Here is a 16,863-nt window from a genome sequence, read left to right as displayed (position 1 = left end):
GTGCTGTTTGAGTCCATCATCGCCATGGTGATTGTGGGTATCTTGGCCGGTGGCCCCGCATACCTTATGGCCAGAGCCATTGCAATTGGCGCCTACTCAGACATCCAGATCCAGGCCATCAGCCAGATGCGCAATCTTCTGGAGGTGCAGGGTGCTTCCCTGTGCACCACGAGCGTGCCACCGACCATCGTCATTCAAGGCCGCGCCATGCCCCTGACTGTGTCCTGCACCAACACAGTGGCAGCCACCGTCGGACATCTGTTCGTACGCAGCGGCGTGCCGATGATTTCCTTGTCCCTTACTGACAATGACCTATTGGGCGGGCAAACCTTGGCCGTGCGGGAGTAGCGTGCGCCGCACACCTTGGCACAGCGTACGGGGCTTGTCGATGCTGTCCCTGATGGTTGGCTTGCTTCTGGGGTCTATGGCGGTTGCTGCTTCTATCACCTTGTACCGTGTGAACCTGCGGCAAAGTGTCGATGCGCGCGAGACCACCCAACAGGATGTAGAGTCTGCCTTGGCTATGCAAGCGGTGTCGAGTCTGGTCATGCAAGCCGGCTTCGGCATCCGAAGTGTGTCAGGCCCGTCTGCATCGGCCGACACTGATATCGTGCTTCTGCGCAATGCCCAGTTTGTAGACGGTGTCGGTGGCCGCCTGCAAGCCGAGTTGCAAAGCCTCTTGGCGACCTCTAATGGCGCGACGGTGGTGGGCAATGCATTGGTCTGGTCCTGGAGCCCCAGCGCGCAACTGCCGGACGAGGTCTGGTGCGCTGGCCTGGTGTCCGTAGGTGGCGCGCTGCTGCACCTCACACCAGCGCGCTGCGCCAGCGCGGGTACCGACTGGAGCGCCATCGACTGGCAGGTACAGACCATCGCCGCAACGCGCACCAGCTCGAACACCACCAGTGCATTGGCCATCGGTACGGTGTTTTCTGTGGACCCTAACGCAGGGACTTGTGCGCCTTTTTCTACCCAGATCGGGCGTGGCAACACCACAGGCCTGGTGCTGCGACTGACCGATTTCACCAGCACCGCACCCACGAGCAGCGCAAGCAGCGCAGAACGTACGCGCAGCTTCACCTCGCAGGTGTGCCTGACCAACATCACGAGGTAAGCCAATGCACCCCCACCGCGCCACACGCCAATCCGGCTTTGCTGCCCTCTTGATGGTCTTGGTGGTGGGACTGGCCACCGCCGCACTGGTACTGGCCAGGGTCAACCATGTGCGCAGCAGCCAAGAGGTTGCAGCGATGCTCAAGAACACGACCACGGTCCATGCGCGCGCTTGGAAGGCAGCCGACGCCTTGCGGGTCGCGCTCGGTGAGGCCGAGCCAGGGTATGTTGCGGGGCTCCTTCCAGGCACGGCGATCGACATCACCCTGAGCGACCAGGCAAGCTATCGCATCACCGCCCAGGTCATGTCCAACGAACTGGTTAACGGCGCACAGGAGTTGTCAGTGCGCGTGGAGGCGGCCGATGCCGCAGAGGCAACACAAACCCAAAGCTCCGCCGCAGTACGTGTGACTTTCCAGGTGCGGCCCAACCCCTGCGCGGTGACGGGCACCTGCCCCAGACCGACTGCGCCGAGCACCTTGGTCATTCGCGGTGACCTGGATGCATCGAATGCCACCATCCGCTTCTTGGGTGGAGAAAACGCGTCGATCTTTGTGGATGGCAACGTCGACCTCGGCGGCTTTACCCTTAACCTATCCAATCTGTGTGCAACAGGCGACATTACGGTAGGTGGCCCAACCACCATCGAAACGGTCTGCACTGACAAAAACCTGCTGGTCAAAGACAGTGCAAGCATAGGCACCGCCCGTGTCATGGGCGCAATACACATGCAGTCGAGTAAAACGCTGCGATCAGCCATCAGCAATGGCGCGGTGAACGCAACGCGCGGCACGATCGCACACTTGCAGAGCAGCGGCGATGTGTCGGTCTCGGAGGAAGCGCGCATTGCCGTCCTGCGCTCCGAGGGCAAGCTCAGCTGGACCAGCAACGCATCGGCAGACAGTGTTGAAACCAATGGTGACATTGAGGCCTACAGCGGCGACAGCGGCAGCACCACGCTTGCGTCGCGCGGCAACGTGACGCTACAGGGCACGGTGAAAGACCTTTTGGCCCATGGCGCAGTCGCCCTGGTGCCACGCAGCTATGGCATGGGCATTCAAGGCATGTTGCGCGGCAATGGGGACTTCAGCTACGTGCCGCGCCAAAGCACGGTGGAGCAAGGCGAGGTCGGCGGCGCGATCACACCACCGCTGCTGGAGGTCTTGGTGCCGCCAGTCAACGTGATGCGCGTGAACACAAGGCCCGTGGTGCGCCTGCCTCAGGTCGCGGTGCCCGTGATGCAAAGTGTGTTGCCCGAAACTTTCAAGATCGACGTGAACTACCTTCGCGGAGAAGCCAACTATGTCTTCACCACAGAAGATGACGGAAAAATAGTGTTGCACGTCAAGGACGTCAGCGGCATCGCACCTGGCAAGTACTACCTCGGGGTGCACCCGCAAGATTCTGATGTGCTGTTGGGAGTGATGCGCATATGTACACAAACCACCATGCAAAGAGTTGGAAGTGCGCTGGTGCCTGTATGCACCCTGCCAACGCAGGCCAATGCGGCGATTGGTTTTTGTGTTCCGGCTGTCCCCGGGCAGCCATGCATCGCGTACGCCCCGGCTGAGCGCACCTGGACTATAGGGAACACCAACATGCCGATCGGCGCCTATTGGTTTGATGGCAACTTGGAGCTACAGCAAAACTCCTACGTTGGCTCCTTCCTGGCCACAGGCGACATCAGAGCGACTGGATTTGTCTTTATCTCGGCAATTAACACGGTGTCCTCAGCTCGGGCCTGCTCCGGTACGCTGCTTGCCACCAATTTCTGTGATCCCGACAACCGCATACTGCGTACCCCAGCGCTCGCGCTGGGCAATGCGGCACTGGTAGCCGGGTCGTACCAGGGTGCGGCCTTCTCGGGGGGAAACATTCATCTTGAAGACAGCCAGGAGGTGGCTGGCAACGTGCTAGCGGGCAACCAAGTCTTCATCAACCCCGGTTCTTCCAACGAAGGGTTGTCGGTGGTCACCATCCACGGCAGGCTGCTGGCATCGGGGCAAAGCGGCAGAACGACGGAAAGCGTGCTCGCAGCCAAAATAAACTTTGTGATTGACGGCTTCCTCAGCACCTTCGATCCATCGGCCTCGCCCTGCATGAGCGCAGCCTGCCAAGTATCGGCGACGGCGTCCTTCAGCAAGCCGGCTGCGCCACAGAACACTGCGCAACCAGCGACACTAGCAAACTGCACCCTGGCCGCCGGATGCACCCAAGGCAGCGTGTCACAGGTGCGTGTCTTCTGGGCAGCGCCCGACTAAGCGCTAGATCACCGCTGCGTTTCGCAGTGCTGCAATCTCAGCCGCGCCCAAACCTAGCTCCGTCAATACCGCTTCGGTGTGTTCGCCCAACGCGGGGGGCGCGTTGCGCAGGACCGGTGGCGTGGCCTGCAGGCGCAAGGGGCTGGCCACGGTGATGATGGACGCCACGCCGGACTGGCTTTGGGCGTACGCACCAGTGGCCTGTTCCACCTGCAAGCCGCGCGCTTGCACCTGGGCATCGGCAAATGCTTGTGCCACCGTGTTGATGGGACCGCAGGGCACGGCGTGGTGTTCCAGCGCGGCAATCCAGTCGGCGGTGCTCCGGGTGCGGGTCACCTCCTGAATGAGGTGTACCAAGACCTCACGGTGGCGAACCCGGTTAGCACCTGTGGCAAAGCGCGCGTCTTGTGTCCATTCCGGGTGGCCCGCGATCTCGCTAAAGCGCGCAAACTGGCCGTCATTGCCGACCGCGAGCAGCATCGCGCCGTCTTGTGTCACAAAGTCTTGGTAGGGCACAAGGCTAGGGTGCGCATTCCCCTGGCGCAGCGGCACCGCTGCGGTATTCAAAAAGCCAGCGGCCTGGTTGGCCAGGATGGCCATGCCTACGTCCAGCAGCGCCATATCGATGTGCTGGCCTGCACCGGTGCGGTTGCGTACCTCCAGCGCGGCCAGGATGGCGCTGGTCGCGTAGACACCGGTGAACAGGTCGGTCAAGGCCACACCCACGCGCGTCGGGCTGCCCTCGGGCTGGCCGGTGATGCTCATCATGCCGCTCATGGCCTGCACCATCAGGTCGTAGCCAGCGCGTTGCGCGTAAGGGCCATCTTGACCAAAGCCGGTGATGGAGCAATAAATCAAACCGGGGTGCAGTGCCTTCAAGCTGGCGTAGTCCAGCCCGTACTGCGCCAGGCCACCTACCTTGAAGTTCTCCACCAGAATGTCGCTTTGTTGCGCCAGCTGGCGCAGCAGCGCCTGGCCTTGCGGCTGCGCGATGTCGATCGTTACGGAGCGTTTGTTGCGGTTGCAGGCGGTGAAGTACGTGGCGTGCGGCGTGTCTGTGCCATCTGAATCTTGCAGGAACGGCGGACCCCAATGGCGCGTGTCGTCACCGCTGCCCGGGCGTTCCACCTTGACCACATCAGCCCCCAAATCGGCCAGCATCTGGGTGCACCACGGCCCGGCCAGCACCCGCGAGAGGTCCAGTACCTTCAGGTGGGACAAAGCGGCTTGCGTGGCTGCCATGCGCGCGGGCTTGTGCCTTTTAGGGCACCAGCGTCAAAAACAAAAAGGCAAAGAACACCACCAGGTGCACCGCGCCTTGCATGACCGTGGCCCGGCCGCTGCCCAAGGTCAGGGTGCTGATGATTAAGGTAAGCACCAGCAACACCACCTGGGAGGGCGGCAAGCCCAAAACCAGCGCAAAGGGAAACATCGGCGATAACGCAGCCACCACCGGAATGGTCAGCCCGATGCTGGCCAGGCCCGAGCCCAGCGCCAAGTTCAAACTGCTTTGCACGCGGTTGCCGTGCGCCGCGCGCACCGCCGCGCCCGTCTCGGGCAGCAGCACGATGAGCGCAATCACCACGCCCACCACCGCATGCGGCAAGCCCGCTTGCGACACCGCCTGGCCCAGCGCGGGCGCCAAGGCCTTGGCCAAGCCCACCACCGCCACCAGAGACACCAGCAACAACGCCAAACTGGTCCAGGCCACCCAGTTGGGCGGCGATGCGGCGTGGCTGTCTTCGTCGTGGTTGTCCACCGGCAAAAAGTAGTCCCGGTGGCGCACGGTTTGCACAAACACAAACACGCCGTACAGCGCTAAAGCGGTCACCCCGGCAAAGGCGAGCTGGGCGCTGCTGTAGGTGGGGCCCGCCGTGGTGGTGGTGAAGTTGGGCAGCACCAAAGCCAAGCCCGCCAACGCGGCCAGCGAGGCCAGTGCCGGGCTGGTGCCCTCGACGCGGTAGGCCAGCACGCCGTGGCGCAAACCACCCACCACCAGGCACAAGCCAACCACGCCATTGCAGGCAATCATCAAGGCCGAGAACACGGTGTCGCGGGCCAAGGTGTTGGCGCTTTCGCCACCGGCAAACATCAGCGCCACGATCAGCGCCACCTCGATGGTGGTGACCGCCACCGCCAGAACCAAGGTGCCAAAAGGTTCGCCCACCCGGTGCGCCACCACCTCGGCGTGGTGCACCGCACTGACCACGGCGGCGAACACCATCGCTGCCAGCAACAAACCCAGCACCAGACCCAAACCTTGCCCCCAGGTGGCGACCAGCACCACCATCGCCAACAGGGGCAGCCCCAGGCACCACAAAGGAAGGCCCGGCGGTAGGCGCGATAGCAAGGTGGAGCGGTTGGCCATGGTGCCTACTTCGGGGCGGTCGGCTCGGGAATGCAACTGCCAATGCAGCGCATGTAGGTGCTATTGCACCGGTCGTCCAAGGCACGGCGCACCGACTTAGATTCGCTGGCGGCACGTTGGCGTGCATCAAGCACGTCGCGCATGTCGCGTTGCTTATCCAGCACCGACGGTGTCTCAATGATGCGCTCTATCACCCGCCCCTGGTCCACCCCCAGGGCCACGACACCGGCTGCGGCCAAGCCGGCTGCAGTGGTACCCGACACGGTGCCGGCCCGGCACTGCGTTTTTTCAGTCTCGCACACGCTGCGGCACACGCCGCCTTCTTGCGCGTGCAATGGTGACACCAGGACCGCAGTGACCAGGGTAAGCAGAAGGCGCAAGGTGGTTAGCATCATTTGGTACATGGTGAAACTTACGCGCAGGGCTCAGTTGGAGAACGCAGCGATGCCAGTGATGGCACGGCCCAGAATCAGCGCGTGGATATCGTGCGTGCCCTCGTAGGTGTTGACCACCTCCAGGTTCACCAGGTGGCGTGCCACGCCGAACTCGTCGCTGATGCCGTTGCCGCCCATCATGTCGCGCGCCATGCGGGCGATATCAAGTGACTTGCCACAGGAGTTGCGCTTGAGGATGGAAGTAATTTCTACCGACGCGCTGCCCTCGTCCTTCATGCGGCCCAAGCGCAGGCAGCCCTGTAGGCCCAAGGCGATTTCGGTTTGCATATCGGCCAGCTTTTTCTGGATGAGCTGGTTGGCCGCCAGCGGGCGCCCAAACTGGTGGCGGTCCAGGGTGTATTGGCGGGCGCGCAACCAGCAGTCTTCGGCTGCACCCAAAGCGCCCCAGGCAATACCGTAGCGCGCACTATTGAGGCAGGTGAACGGCCCTTTGAGGCCGCGCACCTCGGGCAGCGCGTTCTCTTCGGGGCAGAACACGCCGTCCATCACGATCTCGCCGGTGATGCTGGCGCGCAGCCCCACCTTGCTGTGGATGGTCGGCGCGCTCAGGCCCGCCATGCCTTTTTCCAAAATGAAACCGCGTATCGGGCCGACTGCGCCGCCTTCGGACACCTCTTTGGCCCAGACCACAAACACATCGGCAATCGGGCTGTTGCTGATCCACATCTTGGTGCCCGTCAACTTGTAGCCGCCGGGTACCTTGTGGGCCCGCGTGGCCATGGAGGCGGGGTCCGAACCGTGGTCCGGCTCGGTCAGACCAAAGCAGCCAATCCATTCGCCACGGGCCAGACGGGGCAGGTACTTTTGGCGCTGCGCTTCGGTGCCGAACTCAAAAATCGGCAGCATCACCAGCGAGCTTTGCACACTCATCATGGAGCGGTAGCCGCTGTCCACCCGCTCCACCTCGCGCGCAATCAAGCCGTAGCTCACGTAGTTAAGGGCCGGGCCGCCATAGGCCTCGGGGATGGTCGGGCCCAGAAGACCCAGCTCGCCCATTTCCCGAAAAATCAGCGGGTCGGTGCTGCCATCCCGAAAAGCCTGGGTCACACGTGGCAACAGCTTGTCTTGGCAATATGCGGCAGCCGCATCGCGCACCATGCGCTCATCATCGCTAAGTTGGGCATCCAACAAAAAAGGGTCTTGCCAGTGAAAGGCGGCATGGGCCATGCAAATCTCTCCAGAGGGCGGTGCGAATGCGTGCGGGGCCAAACCTTCGCCGCAGCGTTGGCAATGGTACTTCGGGCGGGAAAGACCGGCTGATGTTGGCATCGGACGGGTCATCGGTGTGTGCGCTACAGCACGGTGACAGGCTTGCTGCTTGTCTAGTGTGGGGAGAAGCTTTACTCCCGGGACGCAACATGATTGCAAGCCAACGAATTGCCAGCAGCGTACTGATAGCCATTGGGCTGTCCACCCTGCTAGGCGCCTGCGCCAACCAGCAGATTCAGGCCCAAACCCAGCAAAGCATCCCGACGACGCAGGTGTTGGTGGTGGCGCTGCAGCGGGACGATTTGCGCGCGGGCGGCATTGCCTTCATCACGCCCTCGTCCATCACGGGACAAGAAGAAGACAAGCAAGCCCTGGCGATGTCGTTCACAGAAGTACTGCTCCAGCGCAGGCCGGACCTCGGCGTCATGTCCTTGTCGCAGACGCTCAGCGCAATCAACCGCCAAGGGCTCACGCGCGAATACCGGCAGATGTTCGAAGACTACCGTTTGACCGGCATCTTTGATCGCGAGACGCTGGAGAAGGTCGCAAAGGTTACCAAGACACGGTATCTGGCCCAATTGAAACTCGGCGCGTTTCGCCAAGAATCCAAAAGCCGGTTCGGCTTTCTGGGCGTGCGCGTGCTGGAAACCAAAACCAGCACGATCCGGCTGTTCCTCCAGATCTGGGATAGCCAGGACGGCTCGGTGGCGTGGGAAGGTGCCCAAGAGTCCACCGTGTCGCATGAATCCATCGCGGAGGAATACGTTTCCATGAAGGACATTGTTCAGGAGTCGGCCCGAGATCTGGTGGGTCACTTGCCTTAGCGCGCAGGCCAGCGTATCGCGCGGCTCCTAGAATGGCGGCCTTCCAACTCGGCTAGATATTCCATGCAAGTCGCCTCCAAACACCTTGATGAGCTTGAATGGACGGGCTGGCCACCCGATCAGGTGGCCCTGCGCGGCAAGGCGGAGTGGAAGGAGTTGCTGGGCAGCCATTCCGGTTGCCAAAACGACATGACCATGGGCGTCGTTCGCCTCAGAACAGGTGAATCGCTGGAGCCCCATCGCCACGCACAGCCGGAAACCTATTTCACACTGTCAGGACGTGGAACGGTCACCATTCAGGACGTGGTGCATCAAGTCGAACCCGGAAGAATGCTGTTCATTCCTGGCAATGCCCGGCACCAGATTAACAACTCTAACGAAGCTGACCTGATGATTCTGTATGTGTTTGCGATCAGTGATTTCAGCCAGGTCGAGTACCATTTCCAAGCGTGCGTTGAACATACTTAGTGCCGAGAACACAGCAGGGCCCAGCCGAAAGCGAACATGATGAATATTCTCCATAAGTGGCTACTTGTTTTGCTAACTATCGGTGCTCTAGCCGGATGCGCGACCGTGGCAGATCCCGTAGTGCGTTCAGAGCAGAAGGCAATCGTGGCGCCTTTGCCAGTCAAAAAGGTGCTCGTTGTGGTCGATCTAGGGATCGAGTTTGAGTATTTGCCAAGCGGAATGGTTTACTCCAAGCAGGACAACGCAGCGTGGAGATACGAGCCGATAGCCAAGGAAATGGTTAAGGAGCTAAAGGGTCTGAGCATCGATGCGGACTATGTGTTGCACACCGAAAAAATCAGACCCGTCATCCCACCCGGCTACTCGCATGTTTGGATGCAAAAACTCAGCAACTTTACGCTGGCGACTTACTCGACGGGGGATCGTATCGTGGACGGTCGCGTCTGGGTCGGCAGCTTGAGTCAACTTCAGCCGCAATCGCCTGGACAAATTTATGAAGTGGTTTATCGCTCTGAATATGCATCAGACGGCCCTGAGTGTTTTTCGCCACGCGCGTTTGGCAACAAGGACGATTGTCAAAAGAAGTATGTCGCGACTGTGTTGCAGCAGTGGCGTAAGTCAGGCTTGGCCAAATAGCTTGATGTGCGGCCTCGTCGTTTTCAGACACTTTTACCTCACGCCTACGCTCAAAGTATCCTTAACAAGGAACGCCTGTCGCATGCGCCTCTTGACTACGTGGAAAGTACCTGCAAGCGTTAGATGCCACCCTTTCTCGCTTTGATCTGACGTTGGTCAGGTACGAAGCGGGTTTTTAGCGCACCCTCAACAAACTGATGTGGCTTCCAGCCTGAGGTCAGACCGCGCCGCGTTTCTGGCACGCGCTTGGTCCGCTGGGCTTGGCTGACGCTGATGGCAATGCTCACCACCACAAAGCCGAGCAGCATCAGTGCCTCGCCCGTGCTGCCCAAAAACAGGTAGACCACGCCCGCACCGATGAGCAGCTGCAGCATGGGGTCGCGGATCAGCTCACCCATCAAGTGCCAGAAGCTGCGCTTTTGCTGCGGTCCGAGCGTGTTCGGACCGTCGCGCTGCAGCCGGTGTGCCGCCTCGGACGCGCTCAATCCTTGGCGGCTGCCGGGAACCGGCGTGATGACAGAAGTACCCATGACCAAGCTTGGCCAGATACAGGGCAAAAGTAAGTTGGCTTGCGCACAGTACGGCACCGAACAGACACGGCGGGCGGTCGAACGCAGAGTCAAGCTGCTGACAGGCCCGTTGGCACGAAGGACGACCCCCTATGCACCTCTGCCAGCCCAAAGTCCACGTGCGGTCCGCGGACCAACGGACCCTCACCGCCCGCCCGGGCGATCAGGGCGCGATGCCATGATCACCCGCCGACGGTTTTCCGCCACTGTGCCGTGGCTGATCGCGGCCGCGACGCCTACGCTGGCCAGCTGTTCGATGGAGTCTGAGGACCAGCGCTATGACACGGTCGCCGAGCGCATCTGGCATCCAGGCGCCCCTACCGCTCGGGATGGTGTCGCCCTGCGTCGTGAGTTGGTGCGCTACGCCACGCTGGCGCCTTCCAGCCACAACACGCAGTGTTGGAAGTTCGCGCTGGAGGGCAACGGCCGATCCATTGCGATCCTGCCCGACCTGGCACGCCGCTGCCCGGCTGTAGATCCGGACGATCACCACCTCTTTGTCTCGCTGGGGTGCGCAACCGAAAACCTGGTCCAGGCGGCCCTCGCACACGGCTTACGGGGGGATGCGCAATTCGATGCGGCCACCGGTGCTGTGCGCGTCATGCTGGAGCCGGTTCGGGCGCAGGCGACCCCCATGTTCAGCGCAATTTCCATTCGCCAATCCACGCGCGCAGACTACGACAGCACGCCAGTTTCTGCCGAAGAACAGGCCCTGCTTCAAAGCGCCGGCAGTTCAGACAGCGTGCGCTTGCTGTTGCAGACCGACCGCGCCGCCATGGAGCAGACGCTGGAGTACGTGATGGAAGCCAACACTGCGCAGCTGGCCGACCCTGCCTTCATGAAGGAGCTCAAAGCCTGGATCCGCTTCAACGGTGCCGATGCGGTTCGTACACGCGACGGCCTGTACAGCCTGTGCTCGGGTAACCCAAACATCCCGACCTGGATTGGCGATCTGGCGTTGCGCTGGATCCTCACGCCCAAGAGCGATAACGACAAGTATTCAAGGCAGGTGCGCAGTTCTGCGGGCATCGCGCTGTTTGTGGGTGAACGGGCAGATAAGGCGAATTGGGTGGAGGTGGGGCGCTGCTACGAGCGCTTCGCGCTGCAGGCCACAGCGCTGGGCATCCGCAATGCGTTCCTCAACCAACCGGTTGAAGTGGCAGCAGTGCGGCTGCCGTTTGCTTCTGCTCTGGGCCTTGGCGATCAGCGCCCGGACCTCGTGGTGCGCTTCGGTCGGGGGCCGCTCATGCCGCGATCGTTGCGACGGCCGGTGGATGCGGTGCTGGTGTGACCCCCCACACAGCAATGTTGCGGTTTTGAAGTCGCTCCAAAACGACTTGGAGTGTGCGACGCGATGGGCGGAACCTCGATGAGGTTTGGCTGTCCGATGCCAAGCGGTCTTCGCCTATAGCCGAGTCGCAGCCAGAGCACAGGCGCACCCGACGGCGCAAGCGCAGTCATCGGTTACGTGCAACTACCCGCATCCATCTAGTCGAAAGTGAGGTGGTCTGTGTTGCTTGAGCGACAGGCGTGCAAAAGTCCTTTTTTCAGCCTTGACCTCACACCATGGATGGCCGATAGTCCAAAGAGGGAACGGACGAAGATGAACAATGAGCGTCAACACTACAGAAAAACTTCAGACCACCGCCGCCCAGCGGATGGTCGTCCCGCGCGAGGTGCCCACATTGCGACTCGGCGCAGACGAATACGGCATGGACATCTTGCGTGTGCAAGAAATTTGGTCCTGCGAGCGGCCCAGGCACTGGACGCTGCCAACAACACCGACACCGTCAGATCAGGCCCGCGCCCGGCTTCAAAGGCTCAGTTCACGCCAGGCGCATCACTACATTGCCATGCCAAGCCCGACCACCACGCAACATTGAAAGAGAAGTTAAATTGAAATCACTCACATCGTTTGGCCTGATTGGCCGCTTGTATGCCGCTGTGGCCATGGTCATCCTCGGCCTCATCGGCTCTTCGGTGTATACGGCCCAACAGCTGGGCCAGATCGACGCGGGTACACAGCGTGCTGAAAACGTGCTGTTGCCGCAACTCGATCGCATGGCCGACTTCGAATTGAGTATCACCCGCGCTTCGCTGCAGTTGCGCCACGCAATGCTCTCGCGAACGCCAGAAGAACGGGCTGCCACATTGGCCAACGTCGGTGAGATCAAGTCCACGGTCGATGCACTGATGGCCGACTTCGAGAAGAACGTGTCCACCGAGGAGGGCCGCAGGCGCGTTGAGGGGTTGAAGGGCGCGACCGCCAACTTCTGGGCCGTGGGCGGCGCCAACATCGCCAAGATCACTGCGGGCGACACCGCCGGAGCTTTCGAGTTCCTGGTCGACAAGACAATTCCCGCGCGCAATGCGCTGTTGACGCAAATTGCCGACACGGTGAAGTACCAACAAGACACCTTGAGTGCGCAGGTTGCCGCCGTGCGTGGGCCGGCTGAGAGCACACGGGTTGCCGTCATCGTGATGGGCATGGCCATCGCCGTGGGTTTGATGCTGCTAGCCTGGACCATTGGTAATGGACTGCGCGGTCGGGTGCGCGAGGTGAGTGAAACTGCCCAAAGGGTGCGAGACGGTGACTTCACCCGCGCGGTGACCGACTCCAAGCGCGACGAGTTCTCGCCCTTGATCTCTGCCATGGGTGAGATGCAGAGCGCCTTGGCGCGTGTGGTGATTGAAGTGCGTGGAAATGCCGAGAGCGTAGCCTCCGCTAGCGCGCAGATCGCCCAAGGCAACCAGGACCTGAGCCAGCGCACGGAGCAGCAAGCCAGCGCGCTGGAAGAGACCGCTGCGACCATGGAGCAGTTGGGCACGACGGTGCGCCAGAACGCCGACAATGCCAAACAGGCCAACCAGCTGGCTCAAGCTGCTTCAGGCGTGGCTATCACCGGCGGCGAAGTGGTCGGCCAGGTCGTTGAAACCATGAAGGGCATCAGCGAGTCCAGCAAGAGGATCTCCGACATCATCGGCACCATTGACGGCATCGCATTTCAGACCAACATCCTTGCACTTAATGCGGCTGTGGAAGCCGCCCGCGCCGGCGAGCAGGGCCGGGGTTTTGCGGTGGTGGCCAGCGAAGTGCGCAGCCTGGCACAACGCAGCGCCGAAGCGGCCAAAGAGATCAAGAGCCTGATCAGCGCCAGCGCTGAGCGCGTGGAGCAGGGCACCGCGCTGGTGGACCAAGCCGGTCAGACCATGGGCGAGGTGGTGAGTTCGATCCGCCGTGTGACCGACATCATGGGTGAGATCAGTAGCGCTTCTGTCGAGCAAAGTAACGGTGTGGCACAGGTGGGTCAGGCCGTCAGCCAGATGGACCAGGCCACACAGCAGAACGCTGCGTTGGTAGAAGAGAGCGCAGCCGCAGCTGCAAGCCTCAATACCCAAGCCAGCACGCTGGTGCAAGTGGTCAGTGTCTTCAAGCTCGGCCATGAAACCACCGGCAGGCTGCTGGCCTAAGCCGCAGCTACCACGGTAGCAGCGCTAGGCTGCCCTTGCCGAACCTGGCCAGGTGTTTGTCTACGATGAAAGTTCTGTGCGATGGACCATCTGATTGATCTTCACACCTACCCCATCCACCGCCCCGACACCCCGGCGTATGGGAACTTGGTGGCCGATTGCCGGCGCCGGCTTGCGGCCGATGGCATGTTCGACTTGCCGGGATTCTTGCTTCCAGCCGCGACCTCGGCCGCAGCGCAAGCTGTCGGGCCGAGCATGGCAACCCAATCGTTTCGCCATGCGCGCAAGCACAACATTTACTTTCGAGACCGTGTTGATGGATTGTCGCCTGACCATCCGGCGCTCCAAGCGGTCGAGACGGTCAACCACACGCTGTGTGCCGACCAGCTGCAAGGCAATCCGGTGATCGCGCTCTACGAATGGCAGCCGTTTGCAGACTTTCTTGCCGCGACCATGGGCAAGGCGGCGCTTTACTGCATGGACGACCCGATGGCGCGGGTCAACGTCCAAGCCAGTCGCGCGGGAGAGGCTTTGAACTGGCACTTTGACCGGTCGGAATTCACCACCACGATCCTCTTGCAGGCGGCACTGTCTGGTGGAGAGCTGGAGTACCGAACCAACCTGCGCAGTGCGGATTCACCTAACTACGACGGCGTGGCTGCGCTGCTGCGCGGTGAGGACCCTTTGGTACAGCAAGTGCGCCTGCAGCCGGGCGCGCTGAACGTTTTTCGTGGCGTCAACACTTTGCACCGCGTGGTGCCAGTGCAGGGGCCCCGCGAGCGCATCGTCGCGATCTTTGCATTTTTCGACCGACCTGGCGTCACCATGACGGCTGCGGAGCAGGTCGGGTTTTATGGGCGGACTGTGGTGGTGTGAGAGGCATAGAGACCACGGCATGCGCGAGGAACAAGGAGTTCACGTTGTCGGCTCAACCCTGCGCGTAGCCAAGGTCGCGTGCCCAGGCCAGACCATCAGCCCCGCCGCCAGCACCACCTGAATCACCACCACCAGCAGGTAAGGCCGGTTGTTCTCCAAGGTGGGCATTACGGGCACGATGGCGGGCCAGTAATTGATCGCGGTGTGCAGCGCCAAGGCTGCTGCCACGCTGCCGCGTGTATGCCGAGCCAGCTGGCCAAACGCCACCCCATGCGCACCTGCAGGTGGGGCAACGCGTATCCGCGCCAGCCGAACTCCTCACCCAGTGGCCCGCCCAACAGCAGCACCCCAAAGAGGTTGATCACCGCCAGCGGAATCTGCCCCCAAGCCGGTGACGGCGGCATGCTGCCGCCCAAGGCGACATGCAAACCTGCGGCCAGCGCCACCACCACCAGCGGTCCGAAAAAAGCCAATGCGAACCAACCCCAGCCCACGTTCCACTGCATGCAGTCCCGCAGCCAAGTGCGCAATCCACTTCGACCACGCCCGCTCCACACCACCAACACAGCAGCAATACTGGGCCCAAAGCCGCCCGCGAACATGAGCACCTGCGCGGGCCACGCCAGCTGGAGCTTGAGTGCCGCCGCTAGCCCCCAACAGCCCCATGACCAGCCGAACGCCAGCACGCAAAAGCCGAGCAGCGGTTGGCGCTGCAGCCCGTGCCGCCACATCATGGTAATAACGCGTAACGCAGCGATGTGATGCGACCAACGAAGTACGCCTTGCGGCCCTCGGGCCGCACCCACGCCGCCTCACCGGCCATGGGGATCAGCATGCCGTCCTGGGCCCGGTAGTCCGATAAGGCGCAGTCCCAGGGCAGCATCACCATGCGCCCGTCCTTGCCCACGCCAGCACCCCGCGAGTCGGCATGCACCGATGTGATCAGGCCTGCATCGCCAAAGCGAAACAGCATCGTCAAGGTGATCGGGCCATCCACCATGGTGGCGGTGGCAGCAGCAGCATCCACCGCCTTCCACTGCACGCCCTGGCTGGGCAGCAGCGCCGTGGGGTACCACGGGCTCTCCGCAAAGTAGCGCATTAACTCGCCACGGGCGATCTCGCCTTGGCCTTCGGACTGGGCCACCGTGAACCAACCCAGCACCTTCGCCATCAACCTGCCATGGCCAGCGATGTAGCTGTCCTCCACGTGCGCTGGGATGCCGGGAAACATTGCCACCCGCGCATTCCACAAGAAACCTGGTTTGCGGGTGACCACCTGCTGCTGCGACGTGAAGGGTTTCCATTGCTCGGCGGTCACCGACAAGTTCATGCTGCCTGTCATCCACAGGGTGGCCGCAGCAATGATCGGCTGCCCATCGGCCAGCACCGCGCGAAAGTAGCGTTGCACTGGCGCTGGCAGGCCGCCGAGTTCACGCGCGTCAAACTTCGTGGGTGAGGGCAAGCGCCCGTGCGCTCCAACGCTGCCCGATTCGAGCTGCTGCAGGTGCGAGCGAACCAGCGTGGCCCACCGATGGGCACCCATGCTGCGCGCTGCGAGCCCACTGCCAAGCAGCAGGCCCAAAGCGAGCCCCAGCCACAGCAGCCCGGTCATGAAGACGCCTTGCGGCAACTTGGTTTCACAACACGTGGTCTCCCAGCCCAAGTTCACCGCGCAAGGTAGCCGCCGTCCACGGGATAGAACGCGCCTGTGACGAAGGACGCACGGTCGGATGCCAGCCAGGTAATGAGTTCGGCCACTTCTTCCGGATTCCCCAAGCGCCCGAGCGCGTGTGCGGCGATCAGCGCTGTATTGACCTGCGCGTTGGCCTCTAAGTTTTTCACCATCGGGGTGTGGATGAAGCCGGGGCCCACGGCATTGATGCGAATCTTGTTCGCGCCATATTCCCATGCTGCTGTTTGCGTCAGCCCGATCACACCATGCTTGGCTGCGGTGTACGCAGGTGACCGTGGCCCGCCCACTGCACCCAGAACTGAGGCCAGGTTGATGATGGAGCCGCCCCCGGACTTGAGCATGGCGCCAATCTGTGCCTGCATGCCATAGAAGACGCCGCTGAGATTGACTTGAATCACTTGCGCCCAACTGTCCAACGGGTAGTCGGCGGTCAGCGCACTCTGTCCGCCAATGCCTGCGTTGTTGCAGGCGATGTCGAGCTGTCCATATTCAGCAATCGCAGCAGCCACCAAAGCCTGTCCTTCAGCGGCGACGCCGACATCGGTGCACACAAAAATCGCCGCGCCGCCATGGGCCCGGAGCAAGGAAGCAGTTTCCTCACCCTGCGTTTGGTTGACGTCAGACACCACTACCTGTGCCCCCTCCCGGGAGAACGCCAATGCAGTAGCTCGCCCGATGCCGGACGACGCGCCGGTAACCAATGCAACTTTGCCTTTGAGCATGATGGGCTTTCATATCTAGTGGGTGTTTGGGTCCGACCAGCGACGCTGCGCCCTGTGTGGCCCAGTTTGAGACCGCGCACCCTGTGGCGTCTGTTAGCCAACCAACACACCTGCAGCGGCCAATGACACGCGCACTGGGTTGCCCATTCCTTGCGCTTGCCAGATCACAGCTTGGATGCGTTGGCAAACGCACCGACA

Annotated in this window: 18 protein-coding genes; 9 read left to right on the top strand and 9 right to left on the bottom strand. The window is 61.9% G+C overall.

The genetic code is table 11. The features are described 5' to 3' along the window. Genes ACILRC_RS07535 through ACILRC_RS07525 form a run of 3 tightly spaced genes read left to right on the top strand, consistent with a single transcriptional unit; the run spans position 1 to position 3,374 of the window. Entirely contained in the window at positions 1-348 is a 348-nt protein-coding gene (locus ACILRC_RS07535) for a hypothetical protein (RefSeq protein ID WP_395668745.1), read from the top strand. A 34-nt stretch (positions 349-382) separates the two neighbouring features. Further along, the gene (locus tag ACILRC_RS07530; protein WP_395668744.1) at positions 383-1,114 is read left to right on the top strand and encodes a hypothetical protein; all 732 of its coding nucleotides are present in this window, start codon (positions 383-385) and stop codon (positions 1,112-1,114) included. A 4-nt stretch (positions 1,115-1,118) separates the two neighbouring features. Further along, positions 1,119-3,374 (top strand): hypothetical protein, encoded by a 2,256-nt coding sequence (locus tag ACILRC_RS07525; RefSeq protein ID WP_395668743.1) that lies wholly within the window; start codon positions 1,119-1,121, stop codon positions 3,372-3,374. Between the two features lie 3 nt (positions 3,375-3,377). Here the strand turns inward: ACILRC_RS07525 and ACILRC_RS07520 are convergent, their stop codons facing one another. Genes ACILRC_RS07520 through ACILRC_RS07505 form a run of 4 tightly spaced genes read right to left on the bottom strand, consistent with a single transcriptional unit; the run spans position 3,378 to position 7,364 of the window. Then, positions 3,378-4,616: a CaiB/BaiF CoA transferase family protein gene (locus ACILRC_RS07520; protein ID WP_395668742.1), complete on the bottom strand. Its 1,239-nt coding sequence runs from the start codon at positions 4,614-4,616 to the stop codon at positions 3,378-3,380. Between the two features lie 19 nt (positions 4,617-4,635). After that, positions 4,636-5,742 (bottom strand): calcium:proton antiporter, encoded by a 1,107-nt coding sequence (locus tag ACILRC_RS07515; RefSeq protein WP_395668741.1) that lies wholly within the window; start codon positions 5,740-5,742, stop codon positions 4,636-4,638. A gap of 5 nt (positions 5,743-5,747) precedes the next feature. After that, positions 5,748-6,146: a hypothetical protein gene (locus ACILRC_RS07510; protein WP_395668740.1), complete on the bottom strand. Its 399-nt coding sequence runs from the start codon at positions 6,144-6,146 to the stop codon at positions 5,748-5,750. 21 nt (positions 6,147-6,167) lie between these two features. Continuing rightward, positions 6,168-7,364 (bottom strand): acyl-CoA dehydrogenase, encoded by a 1,197-nt coding sequence (locus ACILRC_RS07505; RefSeq protein WP_395668739.1) that lies wholly within the window; start codon positions 7,362-7,364, stop codon positions 6,168-6,170. 191 nt (positions 7,365-7,555) lie between these two features. Between ACILRC_RS07505 and ACILRC_RS07500 the strand changes: the two genes are divergently transcribed. The 3 genes from ACILRC_RS07500 (at position 7,556) to ACILRC_RS07490 (ending at position 9,334) form a co-directional block, all read left to right on the top strand. Further along, positions 7,556-8,230: a hypothetical protein gene (locus tag ACILRC_RS07500; RefSeq protein WP_395668738.1), complete on the top strand. Its 675-nt coding sequence runs from the start codon at positions 7,556-7,558 to the stop codon at positions 8,228-8,230. A gap of 63 nt (positions 8,231-8,293) precedes the next feature. Next, on the top strand, positions 8,294-8,698 hold the full coding sequence (locus ACILRC_RS07495) for a cupin domain-containing protein (RefSeq protein WP_395668737.1): 405 nt from the start codon (positions 8,294-8,296) through the stop codon (positions 8,696-8,698). Positions 8,699-8,734: 36 nt separating this feature from the next. Then, a complete protein-coding gene (locus ACILRC_RS07490) occupies positions 8,735-9,334 on the top strand; it encodes a hypothetical protein (RefSeq protein ID WP_395668736.1) in 600 nt (199 codons plus the stop codon). Between the two features lie 119 nt (positions 9,335-9,453). Here the strand turns inward: ACILRC_RS07490 and ACILRC_RS07485 are convergent, their stop codons facing one another. Further along, positions 9,454-9,864 carry a cation-transporting P-type ATPase gene (locus ACILRC_RS07485; protein WP_395668735.1) on the bottom strand — a complete coding sequence of 137 codons (411 nt, stop codon included), beginning with the start codon at positions 9,862-9,864 and terminating at the stop codon, positions 9,454-9,456. A gap of 217 nt (positions 9,865-10,081) precedes the next feature. Here ACILRC_RS07485 and ACILRC_RS07480 point away from each other — a divergent pair, with 217 nt between their 5' ends. The 3 genes from ACILRC_RS07480 (at position 10,082) to ACILRC_RS07470 (ending at position 14,250) form a co-directional block, all read left to right on the top strand. Then, the gene (locus ACILRC_RS07480) at positions 10,082-11,194 is read left to right on the top strand and encodes an Acg family FMN-binding oxidoreductase (RefSeq protein ID WP_395668734.1); all 1,113 of its coding nucleotides are present in this window, start codon (positions 10,082-10,084) and stop codon (positions 11,192-11,194) included. A 605-nt stretch (positions 11,195-11,799) separates the two neighbouring features. After that, on the top strand, positions 11,800-13,374 hold the full coding sequence (locus ACILRC_RS07475; RefSeq protein WP_395668733.1) for a methyl-accepting chemotaxis protein: 1,575 nt from the start codon (positions 11,800-11,802) through the stop codon (positions 13,372-13,374). A gap of 81 nt (positions 13,375-13,455) precedes the next feature. After that, complete coding sequence (locus tag ACILRC_RS07470; RefSeq protein WP_395668732.1) at positions 13,456-14,250, top strand: hypothetical protein; 795 nt, start codon at positions 13,456-13,458, stop codon at positions 14,248-14,250. A gap of 39 nt (positions 14,251-14,289) precedes the next feature. Here ACILRC_RS07470 and ACILRC_RS07465 read toward each other — a convergent pair whose 3' ends face one another. The 4 genes from ACILRC_RS07465 to ACILRC_RS07450 are packed head-to-tail and all read right to left on the bottom strand — an operon-like array spanning position 14,290 to position 16,665. Beyond that, complete coding sequence (locus ACILRC_RS07465) at positions 14,290-14,418, bottom strand: hypothetical protein (RefSeq protein ID WP_395668731.1); 129 nt, start codon at positions 14,416-14,418, stop codon at positions 14,290-14,292. Beyond that, positions 14,418-14,984 carry a type II CAAX prenyl endopeptidase Rce1 family protein gene (locus tag ACILRC_RS07460; protein ID WP_395668730.1) on the bottom strand — a complete coding sequence of 189 codons (567 nt, stop codon included), beginning with the start codon at positions 14,982-14,984 and terminating at the stop codon, positions 14,418-14,420. Before ACILRC_RS07460 ends, ACILRC_RS07465 begins: the two co-directional genes overlap by 1 nt. Beyond that, a complete protein-coding gene (locus tag ACILRC_RS07455; protein WP_395668729.1) occupies positions 14,981-15,862 on the bottom strand; it encodes a DUF6920 family protein in 882 nt (293 codons plus the stop codon). Before ACILRC_RS07455 ends, ACILRC_RS07460 begins: the two co-directional genes overlap by 4 nt. Positions 15,863-15,915: 53 nt before the next feature. Next, the gene (locus tag ACILRC_RS07450; protein WP_395668728.1) at positions 15,916-16,665 is read right to left on the bottom strand and encodes an SDR family NAD(P)-dependent oxidoreductase; all 750 of its coding nucleotides are present in this window, start codon (positions 16,663-16,665) and stop codon (positions 15,916-15,918) included. Between the last annotated feature and the right edge of the window lie 198 nt (positions 16,666-16,863).

The organism is Rhodoferax sp., assembly GCF_044236835.1.
Classification (GTDB): domain Bacteria; phylum Pseudomonadota; class Gammaproteobacteria; order Burkholderiales; family Burkholderiaceae_C; genus Allorhodoferax.
This window is presented reverse-complemented; position numbering and strand designations above follow the sequence as displayed.